Raw genomic sequence first — 12,610 nt, forward strand, 5'->3', positions numbered from 1 at the left:
CAAAACCGGACCAATCCTGATGCTCAGATCCTTATGCCTCGCCACTGGCTTGCTTCTCGGCGGTCTCGCGCCGGCCTCCGCCGCGGACAAGCTGTCCCTTCTGCTCGAATGGTACGTGAACCCGGTGCATGCGCCTTTGGTGATCGCGCAGGAGAAGGGCTTCTTTGCAGCCCATGGCCTGGACGTGGACATGACCCCGCCCTCCGACCCGTCCGCGCCGCCGCGCCTAGTTGCGGCTGGTCAAGCGGATGTCACGGTTCACTACCAGCCGAACCTTTATCTCGACCATGAAAACGGCCTGCCGCTGGTGCGTTTCGGGACGCTCATGGAAACGCCGCTGAACACGCTCACGGTTCTCGCCAACGGTCCGATCAAGACGCTGGCCGACCTCAAGGGGAAGCGCATCGGCTTTTCGGTCTCGGGCTTCGAGACCGCCATGCTGAACAGCTTTCTGAAAAGCGCGGGGCTGACGGCGAACGATGTCACGCTGGTCAACGTCAACTTCTCGCTGACGCCCTCGCTGATCAGCGGCAGCGTCGACGCGACGGTTGGAAGCTACCGCAATTTCGAACTGGCTCAGATGCGGCTCGAAGGCCATGAGGGCCGCGCTTACTTCCCCGAGGAATATGGGGTGCCGGCCTATGACGAGCTGATCTTCGCGACGCGCAAGGACCTCGTGAACGATCCGCGCCTGCCCCGCTTCCTGGCTGCGGTGGAGGACGCCGCCATTTATATCACCAATTACCCGGACGAGAGCTGGAAGCTCTTCACCAAAGCCTATCCCGATCTCGACGACGCGCTCAACCGTCAGGCCTGGATCGACACGCTGCCGCGCTTCGCCAAGCGCCCGGCAGCCCTCGACGCGGCGCGCTATGCCCGCTTCGGAAAGTTCATGCAGGATTCGGGGCTGATCAAACAGGCACCGGCCGTGGCCGATATCGCCGTCGAGCTCGGCCAGTGAGCCTCGATACCGAGCGCCTCGCGGCACTCCCCGCGCGGCTGCGGGAAAAGGGCCCGCGCGTGCACTGCCTTCTGAACACGGTGGCGCAGAAGCTGGTGGCGGATGGTCTTTCCGCCCTGAGCTGCGTGCCGTCCATGACGGCAAGCGTGGATGAGGTGGCGGATTTCACCCGCCGTGCGGATGCGCTGCTGGTCAATCTCGGCACCTCGACGCCCGACATGCGCGAGGCCATCACGCTCGCCGTGGATGCGGCCACAGACGCGAACAGGCCCTTCGTGCTCGATCCGGTAAAGGCTTACGCCTCGCCGGTCCGCCGCGACTTCGCGTTGCAGTTGATGGCGCGCGGGCCCTATGCCGTAAAGCTCAACGCGGCGGAGCGCGCCGATCTGCGCCCCCAGCCGAGTACGCGGACGCTGGTGGTCGAGACCGGGGAAACCGACCGCATCGCTGATGGCGCGACGACCGCGTTGGTCGAAAACGGCCACCCCTGGCTCGCGATAGTGACCGCGACGGGTTGCCTCGCCGGCGCGCTGATCGCGGCCGCCGCGACGGTGGAAGAGGATCCGCTTCATGCGGGCACGGGCGCGATGGCGCTTCTGGGCATCGCGGCCGAAATGGCAGCGACACGCAGCCGGGGGCCCGGCACCTTCGCGCCCGAATTGCTCGATGCGCTGGCGGCTATCGAGGCGGGCGATGTCCGCGCGCGGTTGAGGCTTTCCCATGGTTGATATCCGGCTCTACGCCCTGGTCGACGCGTCGCTCGGCCGCGAGAAACTGCCCGGACTCGCGCGTCTGGCGGCATCGGGCGGCGCGACGCTGATCCAGTATCGCGACAAGACGGGCAGCACGCGGCAAATGATCGAATGCGCCGAAGCCATCCGCGCGAGTCTTAAGGGCAGCGGCGTGCCGCTTCTCGTCAACGATCGAGTGGATGTGGTGCTCGCCAGCGGCGCGGGCGGCGTGCATCTGGGGCGCGAGGACATGAGTGCGGATCAGGCCCGCGCCATTCTCGGGCCTGACGCCATCATTGGATTGACGGTGAAAAATGAAGAGGATGCGGCAGTCGCAGGCGCGGCACCCGTGGATTATGCCTGTATCGGCGGCGTGTTCGAAACACTTTCCAAGCACAACCCCGATGCGCCGGTGGGGCTCGACGGGCTGTCGCGTCTGCGACGGCAGCTGCGCGACCTCAACCCGACCCTGCCGGTGGGGGCCATCGCCGGCATCGAACTTCAGCGCACGCCGGAGGCCATCGCGGCGGGCGCGGATGGCGTTTCGGTGATTTCCGCGATCTTCCGTGCCGCTGATCCGCGCGCGGCGACTCTCGCGCTGAGACAGGCGGTGGGTGCGGCGCTGGAAAGGCGAAACGCATGAAGCCGCCGATTGCCCTGACGATCGCCGGCTCGGATTCCGGCGGCGGTGCCGGCATTCAGGCCGACCTCAAGACGTTTTCCGCTCTCGGCGTTTATGGCGCGAGCGCACTGACCGCCATCACGGCACAGAACACGCGCGGCGTGTTTCTGGTCGAAGACCTGTCGCCAGCCATGGTCTCCGCGCAGATCGATGCGGTGCTCGCGGACCTCGCGGTGGGTGCGATCAAGATCGGCATGGTTTCGCGTGCCGAAACCGCTCGTGCGATTGCCGAGGCGTTGCGCCGGCACGGACGGCGCGCGGTGCTCGATCCGGTGATGGTCGCGACCTCCGGCGACCGGTTGTTGCAGTCCGACGCGGTGGAAGCCCTGCGCTTCGAGCTTCTGCCGCTCGCCGACTGCGTCACGCCGAACCTGCCCGAAGCGGCGATCTTAGCCGACAGTCCGGTGGCTGAAGATGAGGCCGCGATGGCAGCCCAAGCCGAGCGCATTCTGGCGCTAGGCGCCAAGGCCGTCCTGATCAAAGGGGGCCATGGCACCGGCAAAACCAGCACCGACCTGCTTTTCGACGGCACGAGCGTCCGGCGTTTCGAGGCGCCGAGGCTTCAAACCACGCGCGACCACGGAACCGGCTGCACACTTTCAGCCGCCATCACGGCCGGTCTCGCCTCTGGGCGGCCGCTCGAAGAGGCGGTGGCCGAGGCGAAGCGCTATCTGCATGCCGCACTCCAGGCGGCAGACCGTCTTCCCATCGGATCGGGCCGAGGCCCGGTACACCACTTTCACCGTTGGTGGCTGGCCTGAGGCGCCTACATCATCTCGCCGTCATGCGCGCCCAACCGCGCGCCGCGCCAGATGGCGGATGCGTTGGGGTCGGGAAACAAGAGGCGCAGATGGCCGATGAGCTGGGAGGCACGCGGATCGGCAAGGCGATAGGACACCGCGCGCGCCTCGCGCCTGCCTTCGATGATGCCGGCTTCGCGCAACGCGCCGATCTGCTGCGACAGCGTGGGCTGATGGACGTCGAGAATGGTTTCGAGTTCGCCCACCGTGCGCGCGCCTTCGGAAAGCACGCAAAGGATGGACAGCCTGACGGGATTGCCAAGGGCCTTCAGGAAATCGGAGGCCGTGCCGATGGCCTGGCATTTGACTTTCGGCTCGCGGCTTTTGTCCGGCATCGCCTCGCTCCCGGTTTGCGTCGTCTCCTGTCCCAGCGATCCACGAATGGACAGGAAGAATTTTCCAGTGTCCGGCCGGATTTTAGAGAACCTTTCCTCACGGCCAGGACCGCCATTATTATATAAAAAAGTATATTGAATTTGGCTATGGCACGCTGCTTGTGACGTTGAAGATCGGCTTTCACCCCAACAACCTGCATCTGACGCTGGCCGCAGAGTGGCCCGGTGCGTTCAGGACATTGCGCCCTGAATTCGTGCGCTACGAGGAAGGACGGGACACCGCGCAAAAGCTGGCGGAAGGCGAGATCGATCTCGGCGGAACGGGCTCGACGCCGCCCATCATTGCGGCGGTCGACGGACTGCGGGTGGTCTATGCTGCGGCCTCGGCACCCCGCCCGGCCAATGGGGCGATCCTCATCAAGAAAGGTGCTGGCGTCCAACGCGTCGCCGATCTGGCGAACAGGCCGGTCGCGCTCGTGGACGGGTCGTTTCTGACCTATTTCCTCGCTCGCAGCTTGGAAGATGCGGGCTTGAAGTTGGGCGACGTCGAGCGGCGCGACCTGCCGCCATCCGCCTCACGCGAGCAGCTTTTGACCGGCGACGTGGCGGCGTGGCTCGCCATGGCCCCGCACTTGGAACAGGCGCTCGGCGAGCCCGAGTTCCACGTGCTCGCCCATTGCGGCACGACCATTCCCAACCGCTCGCTGTTCTGGACGAGTGCGGAGCGTGGGCTTTCGCGTGATGCGCTTGCGACATTCCGAGGCGAACTCGCGGAACTCGGCGAAGCGATCACGGCCGATCCCGAGAAGGCGGCAGCCCTGCTTGTGCCCAAAGGCGACGAACGCCAGCGCCGCGCTTGGACGCGCATCGTCGCCGAGCGCAACTGGCGCATCGACCCGGCCGACGAGACCCTGCTTGCCGAGCAGCAGCGGGAAGCGGACACGCTGTTCCGCCACGGCGCGCTGGAGCGCAGCGTGCGCATCGCCAGCGAAGACAGAAAGGCCGCGCTCGCATGAACGTGCTCTGGTACATGTGCGCGCCCGACGGCGCCTATCCGTGGAAGCCGGAAGGCTCGCGCACGGTCGATTATGGTTATTACAGGCAGCTCGCCCAGGCCTACGACCATCTGGGCTACTCCGGTGCGCTGTTCGCGACCGGGGCGCATGATGTCTGGCCGCTCGCCGGGGCGCTGCTGCCCTACACCGAGCGCATGAAGTTCCTGCTCGCCTTCCATCCGGGCCTCGTCGCACCGACGCTGCTCGCCAAGATGGCTGCGACGTTCCAGGAATTCTCGAACGGGCGGCTGATGCTGAACGTCGTCTCGGGCGATGCCAAGATGCTCGGCGCCTATGGCATGACACTGCCGCATGACGAACGCTATGCCATGGCGGACGAGTATCTCGCACTCTTTCACCGGCTGATGGCGGGCGAAAGCGTTTCGCACAAGGGCAAATATTTCCAGACCGAGGGCGCCAAGCTCGCTTTGCCTGCGGGCTCCACCATCGCCCCCCCGCCGCTCTGGTTCGGCGGCTCGTCCGACAGCGCCATCGAGGTCGCGGCCAAGCATGTGGACACCTATCTGTCCTGGGGCGAAACGCCCGAGCAGATGGGCCTCAAGGTCGAGCAGGTGAAGCGCCGCGCGGCCGCGCATGGGCGCGAACTGAACTATGGCATCCGCCTTTACGTGATCGTGCGCCAGACCGACGAAAAGGCCTGGGAGGCCGCCGCCGACCTCTATGATCAGATGGACGATGCCGCGCTCGCCGCCAACCAGCGCTTCGTGTCGAACACGGATTCGGTCGGCCAGCAGCGGATGAGCGCGATGCATGGCGGCATCAAGCCCGCCAATCTGCGCGATCTGGAAATCTCACCCAATCTCTGGGCCGGCATCGGCTTGGTGCGCCCCGGCCCTGGCACGGCCATCGTCGGCTCTCCCGATACGGTGATCCGCACGCTCGAAGCCTACCGGGCGGTGGGCGTCGAGACCTTCATCCTGTCAGGCATGCCGCTTCTGGAAGAGGCCTATCGCTTCGGCGAACTGGTTCTGCCGCGCCTGCCCGTCGAACGTCAGCTGCCTGCCGCCAAGCAATATACATGGTCCACCCTGTTCGACCGCGACCTGAGCGGAAAAGCGGCGAATGGCTGACGCGCGGCTTCTCGAGCGCATGCCGGCGGCCGAGGCCAAGCCTGTCCGGCGCCTGCGTGAAACGCGGCTGGGCGGCAGCCTGCTGCGGCTCGTGTCGCCGCTGGCCATTCTCGTGCTCTGGCAGCTGGCGAGCGTATCGGGCCTGCTCTCGCCACAGATCCTCACCTCGCCAGTTGCCATCGCGGCCACGGCCGCGCGGCTCGTCGCGTCCGGCGAACTGCTGACGGGCCTCGGCGTGTCGTTTCTGCGCGTGGTGGCAGGCTTTATGATCGCGCTCGTGGTCGGCGTGGCGCTGGCGCTGTTCGCCGGCCTTTCGCGCCTTGGCGAAACACTGGTCGATCCGCCTGTGCAGATGCTCAAAGCCATGCCGTTCCTGGGCCTTCTGCCGCTGTTCATTCTCTGGTTCGGCATCGGTGAGACGCCCAAGATCGGCATGGTCGCTTTCGGTTCGGTGTTTCCGATCTATCTCACGCTCCATGGCGGCATTCGCGGTGTCGACCGCAAGCTGATCGAAGCGGGCCGGACGCTCGGCCTGGGCACGGCTGGTATCATCCGCCATGTCGTCATTCCCGGCGCGCTGCCCTCGCTTCTGGTCGGCGTGCGCTACGGGTTGAGCATCGCTTGGCTGAGCCTCGTGGTGGCCGAGCAGATCAACGCGTCGAGCGGCATCGGTTCGATCATCACCTATGCGCGCGATTTCCTGCAGACCGATGTGATCGTGGTCTGCCTGCTCGTTTACGCACTGATGGGCTTGCTCACCGATGGGCTCGTGCGCCTGCTCGAGGCCTATGCGCTGCGTTGGCGCCCGGCGGTGACGGCATGAGTGTGCTGGTCGATATTCAGGGCCTGTCGCGCGATTTCGGCGCGGCACCGGTTCTCGACCGGATCAGTCTGGCGATTCAGCCGGGCGAGTTCGTGGCGCTGCTCGGCCGGAGCGGCTCGGGCAAGTCTACGCTGCTGCGCGTTTTGGCAGGGCTCGACGAAGCCCCCGCCGCGCGGGTGGTGCTGCCCAAGCGACGCAGCATCGTGTTCCAGGAACCACGCCTGATGCCGTGGAAGAGCGTGGCCGACAATGTCGCGCTGGGCGTGTCCAACGCGCATGCGAGCGGAGCGGTATCGCGCGCGCTCGCCGATGTCGAACTGACGCATCGCAGGGATGCCTGGCCGCTCACGCTGTCGGGCGGCGAGGCGCAGCGCGCGGCCCTTGCCCGGGCCTTGGTGCGCGAGCCGGAGCTCTTGCTGCTCGACGAGCCTTTCGCGGCCCTCGACGCGCTGACGCGGCTGCGCATGCAGGGTCTCGTGCGGGAACTCTGGCGCAAGCATCGACCGGCCGTGCTGCTCGTCACCCACGATGTCGGCGAAGCGGTGGCCCTGGCCGACCGTATCCTCGTGCTCGATCGCGGCCGCTTCCGCCGTGAGGTCGCGGTCGAACTTCCGCATCCGCGTAGACATGGCGACCCGTGTGCCGCAGCGCTCGAGACCGAGCTTCTGCGTGAACTCGGCGTCGAACTCTCGGACCACCATTCCATTCCTGAGCCCGAACGGACCCACTGATGATCAACAAACGCCATCTTCTCGCCCTTGCCGCTGCGACCCTTTTCGGCCTCGGTAGCGTGGCGGCACAGGCCGCCGAAACCGTCCGCATCGGCTGGCTGCGCGGGCCCAACGACATCACGCTCGCCAAATCACGCGGCACGCTCGAAAAGGCGCTGGGTGAAAAGGGCATCACGGTGGAATGGGCAGGGCCATTCCCGGCCGCCGCTCCTGCCTTCGAAGCGCTGAACGCGGGCAGCATCGACATCACGGCGGGTAGCTCGACTTCCGCTATCGCAGCCCTTGCCGCGCGCATTCCCGTGGTCGTCTTCGGCTACCAGAAGATGGCGGCGGCGTCCGAAGGGATCGTGGTGAAGAAGGATTCCGGCATCGCTTCGGTCAAGGATCTGGCCGGCAAGAAGGTCGCGGTCAACCGGGGCGGCACGGGCGAATATCTCCTGATGCAGGCACTCGCCAAGAACGGCGTCGATCCGAAAAGCGTCGAGCGCGTCTATTTGAGCCCCAGCGACAGCGGCCCGAGCTTCCAGCAGAGCCACGTCGATGCCTGGGCGACCTGGGACCCGTTCCTGTCGATCGCGGAAAGCGCCTATGATGGCAAGGTTCTCGCGGATGGCGACGCCATCGGTTCCGACAATGCGGTGGTCCTGGTCGCCAGCCGCAAATTCACCGACGAGAAGCGCGACACGCTGCAGGCGGTGTTCGATGTCCTGAAAAGCGAAAACGCCTGGGCCCTCGAGCACAAGGCCGAAGCCGGTGCCATCTGGGCCAAGGAAATGAACGTGCCGGCGGAACTCGGCGAAAAGATCGGCGCAAACAATGCGGTGCCGACCACTGCCGTTTCGGATGCCGACACGGCCCAGATCGGCAAGATCGCCGACTGGTATGCGGAAAGCGGCATCATTCCGGCACGGCCGGATGTGGCAGCGGGCGTCGTCGGCCTCAAATAAGCGCGGCGAGGGGAGAGGCGAGCTCGGTCAGAACGGCAGGCTCGTCAGCCCTGGCGGGCCTTGCCGACGGAAATCACCAAGGTCATGGCGAGCGCCATCGTCGCGGCCAGCGAGCGGAAGCCGGCATGGTCGGCTTCGGGAACCTCGAACCATTCCGACGCAAACTCCGTCAGCGGCGAGAAGACGCTGTCTGTGATTGCGATGATGGGCGTCTTCGCGCGTGCGAGCAGCCGAACATCATCGACTGTGGCTGCCGCATAGGGCGAGAAGCTGACGGTGAGAGCGGCATCGCGTGGCGTCGCGAGCTCGAGCACATCCGCATCGAGCCCTGCGGCCGAATCGATCAATCGATAGGGGATCCGCAGCTTTCCCAACGCATAGGCGACGGAGCTTGCCACCGGATATGACCGTCTGCGTGCGATGATATAGATGGTTTCGGCATTCGCCAGGATATCGACGGCACGCGAAAGCCGCGCGCCATCCGCCCTCACCAGGAGATTTTCGAGCGACTGGACGGAAGCCGCGACATAGCCGTCGAGAATGTGGCGGGACCCATCGTCGTCCGGACCAGCCCGAAGCGCCACCAATCTTTCGTCATAGGAAACCGTGCGCTCGCGCAGGCGGGTGCGAAACACGGCCTGCAGGCTCGTGAAGCCATCGAAGCCGAGATGCTGGGCGAAGCGAACCAGCGTGGAGGGCGGCACGCCAGAGGATGCGGCGATCGAGGCGACAGTGCCGAAGGCGATCTCATCGGGGTTGTCGATGGCATAGGTCGCCACTTGGGCGATGCGCTTGGGCAGTTTGCGATGCTCTTCGAGAACCGCTTCGCGAAGCGACTCATATGTCTGCGGTTGGGCCGAAATCTCGTTCAACTGGTTCTCTCGTTTCGCGGTTTGACGAAAATCGCGGTTCAACTATACGAGAATGAACCATTTGTTTCGCAGTGTGAAGGTCGGCTCACGATTCGACCCTGCATGATGCGAGGGGGGGGAAACATGATCGGCGTCGGTTTGATCGGCACGGGCTATATGGGCAAGTGCCATGCGATAGCGTGGAATGGCGTGCGCACGGTTTTCGGCGACGTGCCCGAGATCAGACTGGTGCATCTGGGCGAAGCGGACCAAGCGCTTGCCGACAGGCGTGCGGGCGAGTTCGGTTTCGGCCGTGCATCGGGCGATTGGCGCCGCGTGATCGAGGACCCCGAGGTGACGGTGGTCTCGATCACCACGCCCAATCAGTTCCATGCCGAGATGGCAGTTGCCGCACTCGAAGCGGGCAAGCACGTGTGGTGCGAAAAGCCGATGGCGACGAGCTTGGCGAATGCCGCGCGCATGAAAGACGCCGCTCAGGCCTCGGGCAGAGTGGCGGCACTGGGCTACAACTACATTCAGAGCCCCGCGATCCGCCTGATCGGCCGGTTGCTCGAGGCGGGCAGGATCGGATCCGTCAATCATCTGCGCATCGAGATGGACGAGGATTTCATGGCCGATCCGTCCGCCCCGTTCGGGCTCAAGCACGGCAAGGCGTCGGGTTATGGGGCGCTGGACGATTTCGCCGTGCATCCGCTTTCGTTGGTCAGCCAGCTTTTCGGCCGTGTGGCCACCGTGCTCTGCGACATGAGCCGGCCCGTTGCCGAACGTCGTGACGCATCAGGTGCCTTGCGCGCGGTGGAAACCTTTGACGTTGCCTCCTGTCTCCTGAGGCTCGAAAACGGCGCGACCGGCACGCTGTGCGTCAACCGCGCCGCCTGGGGGCGCAAGGGACGCATCCAGATCCAGATCTTCGGCGCGCATGGCACGATCGTGTTCGATCAGGAGCGCTTCAACGAGGTGCAGCTCTATCTTGCCGGCGACGATCCGGCGGAGCAGGGTTTCCGCACGATCCTCGCCGGGCCGGCGCATGAACCCTATGGCGACTTCATTCCGGCGCCCGGCCATGGGCTGGGCTTCAACGATCTCAAGATCATCGAGGCGCATGAGCTGATCCGCCGTATCGGTGGCGAGACGGCAAGGCTCATCGACTTCGCGGAAGGGCTCGAGATCGAGCGGACGGTTCATGCCATGGCGCGCTCGCATGACGAACGGCGCTGGGTGGATGTGCGTTAGGCCGAGGGGTTGCTAGGCGAAGCGGTTCCGCCGTGAAATCCAACGGAAGCCGTTTCAGACGTTCTCGCTCGTCATGAGATCGAACGGCACGAAGCGTTGGCCCGGCCCGCTGCGCTTGTGCTTTGCCGTCGCCTCATCGACGGCTTGAACGAGTTCGGCGCCAATCGCCGACACCCGCTCGGCGATTGTCATGGTCAGCGAGCCGTCCATCAGCATCGGCCGTGCAATCGTGGGCGCGTCGTTGGAAACGAGCGCGAGGCGGCGCTCGGGCGGCAGGCTTGCCGTGATCCGCGCAGCCCCCGCCGTTCCCCCGCCTGCCAGAAAGACGCCGACCAGATCATCCGTTTCGGCAAGAAGGTCGCGCAGCAGCGTTTCAGTCTTCTCCATGGACTCGTCGTTCACCAGCGTTTCCAGCACAGCGAAGTCGGGCGCATGCTCGCGCAGAAAGGAGCGCAGGCCGATCTCGCGCAATTCGTGGCCATGGAAGCGGTGGCTGCCCACAAGGATCGCGATCTTGCCAGGCTCACGGGCACAATGACTGAGCGTCCATCCCGCCATCCGGCCCGCACGACGATTATCGACCCCGATATAGGCCGTGCGATGGGCCGGGGCGCAGTCGGAAAGCAGGGTGAAGACCGGTGTGCCATCGGCCTCGATCTGCGACACCGCGCTCGCGATCAGGGGATGGTCCGGGCTCACCATCGCCACCGCATCCGCCTTTTTAGCAAGGCGCTGAAGGCGTGAAGCGATCTCGTCGGGGTCGTGCGTCAGCCAGTAGTCGAAATTGACGGATGCGCGAAACAGCGGCGTGTTGACGAGAGCAATGCGCAATTCATCGGTGAAGAGCTGGTAGAAAGGGTCTTGCGGCGCCTGAAGCAGGATCCCGATCGACACCGCCTTCAAGCTGTTTCTTTGGCGCGACTGGATCAGGCCCGAGGCGTGGAAGCTGATGAGGTTGGCCGCCGTGCTGACGCGTTCCACCGTCTCGCTGCGCACCGGCGTCGAACCGCTCAGCACACGGTTGACGGTTGCCACGCTGACCCCTGCCGCTGCCGCAAGGTCGGCGATCGTCGGACGCTGCACCAATCCCGTTCTCCACACATTCCTAATTTGATGATACATTATGACACTAAATTTGTGTCATGTCTTGAGATTTGTCTCATTTCTCTGTAGGAAGCGGGCTTCGGAATGCAGTCTTTCTCCCTGGGAGGTTGGGATGTCTGCCGTTTCTTTTTCTTCGGATTTTGTGAAGCGCGACTACAGCCTCACTGGCCCTTCTGCGCGTTCGGCGGTTGAGACCGGCCTGGCATCGGCCGAGTGGTATCACACCGAAATCCCGCGCAAGGCGATGAAGGAACTGATGCAGCGTTCGGATGGCCCGGCCATTCGCGACACTGTGCTTTGGTTGTCGCTTCTGGTTGTGACCGCCGCCGCCGGGATTTTCTTCTGGGGCAGCTGGTGGGCCGTCCCCTTCTTTTTCGCCTATGGCGCGCTTTATGGCTCGGCGTCCGATGCGCGCTGGCACGAATGCGGCCACGGCACGGCCTTCAAGACGCGCTGGATGAACGATGCCGTTTATCAGATCGCGTCCTTCATGGTGATGCGCAACCCGGTGACGTGGCGCTGGAGCCATGCGCGCCATCACACGGATACGATCATCGTCGGCCGCGATGCCGAGATCGCCGTGATGCGTCCGCCGGACCTTTTTCGCCTCGCAGCCAACTTCTTCGGCATCTTCGATGTCTGGTATGGCATGAAGGCATTGATCGCCAACGCTTTCGGCGTGCTCTCGGCGGACGAGAAGGATTTCATCCCCGAGATGGAGCGCCGGAAGGCGATCAATGCGGCGCGCGTTCATGTGGCGATCTATGCCGCAGCCGTGCTGGCCGCCCTCGGCTTCGGCTCGTGGCTGCCTCTGGTTCTGATCGGCGGTCCGCGCCTTTACGGTTGCTGGCACATGGTGATGGTCGGCCTGCTTCAGCATGGCGGTTTGGCCGACAATGTAAACGACCATCGCCTCAACTCGCGCACCGTCTACATGAACCCGGTCAGCCGCTTTCTCTACATGAACATGAACTATCATGTGGAGCACCACATGTTCCCGATGGTGCCGTTCCATGCGCTGCCCAGGCTGCATGAAATGATCAAGCATGACCTGCCTGCGCCCAACACCTCGATCCTCGACGGTTACCGCGAGATGCTGCCGGCCTTTCTGCGCCAGCTCCGCAACGAGGATTACTTCCTCAAGCGCGAACTGCCCGCGACCGCCAAGCCCTACCGCGAGGAGTTCCACCGCGAGGATTCCGTTCCGATCGCCGCGGAATAAAAGTCGATAAGGCAGACGGGCAC

14 protein-coding genes are annotated in these 12,610 nt (G+C 64.7%); 11 read left to right on the forward strand and 3 right to left on the reverse strand.

Annotated features, from left to right (window positions below):
• Positions 1–19: 19 nt before the first annotated feature.
• The 4 genes from NGM99_RS04340 to thiD are packed head-to-tail and all read left to right on the forward strand — an operon-like array spanning position 20 to position 3,135.
• The gene (locus NGM99_RS04340; protein WP_252816346.1) at positions 20–961 is read left to right on the forward strand and encodes an ABC transporter substrate-binding protein; all 942 of its coding nucleotides are present in this window, start codon (positions 20–22) and stop codon (positions 959–961) included.
• On the forward strand, positions 958–1,689 hold the full coding sequence (locus NGM99_RS04345) for a hydroxyethylthiazole kinase (RefSeq protein WP_252816348.1): 732 nt from the start codon (positions 958–960) through the stop codon (positions 1,687–1,689). The genes NGM99_RS04340 and NGM99_RS04345 overlap by 4 nt, the downstream gene beginning before the upstream one ends.
• Entirely contained in the window at positions 1,682–2,335 is a 654-nt protein-coding gene (gene thiE, locus NGM99_RS04350; protein ID WP_252816350.1) for a thiamine phosphate synthase, read from the forward strand. The genes NGM99_RS04345 and thiE overlap by 8 nt, the downstream gene beginning before the upstream one ends.
• Positions 2,332–3,135: a bifunctional hydroxymethylpyrimidine kinase/phosphomethylpyrimidine kinase gene (gene thiD, locus NGM99_RS04355; RefSeq protein ID WP_252816352.1), complete on the forward strand. Its 804-nt coding sequence runs from the start codon at positions 2,332–2,334 to the stop codon at positions 3,133–3,135. Before thiE ends, thiD begins: the two co-directional genes overlap by 4 nt.
• A gap of 5 nt (positions 3,136–3,140) precedes the next feature.
• Here the strand turns inward: thiD and NGM99_RS04360 are convergent, their stop codons facing one another.
• Positions 3,141–3,509, reverse strand: a complete 369-nt coding sequence (locus NGM99_RS04360) for an ArsR/SmtB family transcription factor (protein ID WP_252816355.1) — start codon at positions 3,507–3,509, stop codon at positions 3,141–3,143.
• Between the two features lie 167 nt (positions 3,510–3,676).
• On the opposite strand from NGM99_RS04360, the gene NGM99_RS04365 reads away from it, so the two are divergent.
• Genes NGM99_RS04365 through NGM99_RS04385 form a run of 5 tightly spaced genes read left to right on the forward strand, consistent with a single transcriptional unit; the run spans position 3,677 to position 8,156 of the window.
• Positions 3,677–4,525, forward strand: coding sequence for an ABC transporter substrate-binding protein (locus tag NGM99_RS04365; protein WP_252816916.1), 849 nt, complete (start codon positions 3,677–3,679; stop codon positions 4,523–4,525).
• Positions 4,522–5,655 (forward strand): LLM class flavin-dependent oxidoreductase, encoded by a 1,134-nt coding sequence (locus tag NGM99_RS04370; protein ID WP_252816357.1) that lies wholly within the window; start codon positions 4,522–4,524, stop codon positions 5,653–5,655. The genes NGM99_RS04365 and NGM99_RS04370 overlap by 4 nt, the downstream gene beginning before the upstream one ends.
• Entirely contained in the window at positions 5,648–6,478 is an 831-nt protein-coding gene (locus tag NGM99_RS04375) for an ABC transporter permease (protein WP_252816361.1), read from the forward strand. Before NGM99_RS04370 ends, NGM99_RS04375 begins: the two co-directional genes overlap by 8 nt.
• The gene (locus NGM99_RS04380; RefSeq protein WP_252816364.1) at positions 6,475–7,209 is read left to right on the forward strand and encodes an ABC transporter ATP-binding protein; all 735 of its coding nucleotides are present in this window, start codon (positions 6,475–6,477) and stop codon (positions 7,207–7,209) included. Before NGM99_RS04375 ends, NGM99_RS04380 begins: the two co-directional genes overlap by 4 nt.
• A complete protein-coding gene (locus NGM99_RS04385) occupies positions 7,209–8,156 on the forward strand; it encodes an aliphatic sulfonate ABC transporter substrate-binding protein (RefSeq protein ID WP_252816365.1) in 948 nt (315 codons plus the stop codon). The genes NGM99_RS04380 and NGM99_RS04385 overlap by 1 nt, the downstream gene beginning before the upstream one ends.
• Positions 8,157–8,200: 44 nt before the next feature.
• Here the strand turns inward: NGM99_RS04385 and NGM99_RS04390 are convergent, their stop codons facing one another.
• Positions 8,201–9,028 carry a MurR/RpiR family transcriptional regulator gene (locus NGM99_RS04390; protein ID WP_289852336.1) on the reverse strand — a complete coding sequence of 276 codons (828 nt, stop codon included), beginning with the start codon at positions 9,026–9,028 and terminating at the stop codon, positions 8,201–8,203.
• A gap of 123 nt (positions 9,029–9,151) precedes the next feature.
• On the opposite strand from NGM99_RS04390, the gene NGM99_RS04395 reads away from it, so the two are divergent.
• Positions 9,152–10,261 carry a Gfo/Idh/MocA family protein gene (locus tag NGM99_RS04395; protein WP_252816366.1) on the forward strand — a complete coding sequence of 370 codons (1,110 nt, stop codon included), beginning with the start codon at positions 9,152–9,154 and terminating at the stop codon, positions 10,259–10,261.
• A 54-nt stretch (positions 10,262–10,315) separates the two neighbouring features.
• Here the strand turns inward: NGM99_RS04395 and NGM99_RS04400 are convergent, their stop codons facing one another.
• Positions 10,316–11,344, reverse strand: coding sequence for a LacI family DNA-binding transcriptional regulator (locus tag NGM99_RS04400; RefSeq protein WP_252816920.1), 1,029 nt, complete (start codon positions 11,342–11,344; stop codon positions 10,316–10,318).
• A gap of 133 nt (positions 11,345–11,477) precedes the next feature.
• Between NGM99_RS04400 and NGM99_RS04405 the strand changes: the two genes are divergently transcribed.
• Positions 11,478–12,587, forward strand: a complete 1,110-nt coding sequence (locus NGM99_RS04405) for a fatty acid desaturase family protein (protein WP_252816367.1) — start codon at positions 11,478–11,480, stop codon at positions 12,585–12,587.
• Positions 12,588–12,610: the final 23 nt, after the last annotated feature.

The sequence above is a fragment of the Mesorhizobium liriopis genome, assembly GCF_024053505.1.
In the GTDB taxonomy this organism is placed as follows: domain Bacteria; phylum Pseudomonadota; class Alphaproteobacteria; order Rhizobiales; family Rhizobiaceae; genus Mesorhizobium_B; species Mesorhizobium_B liriopis.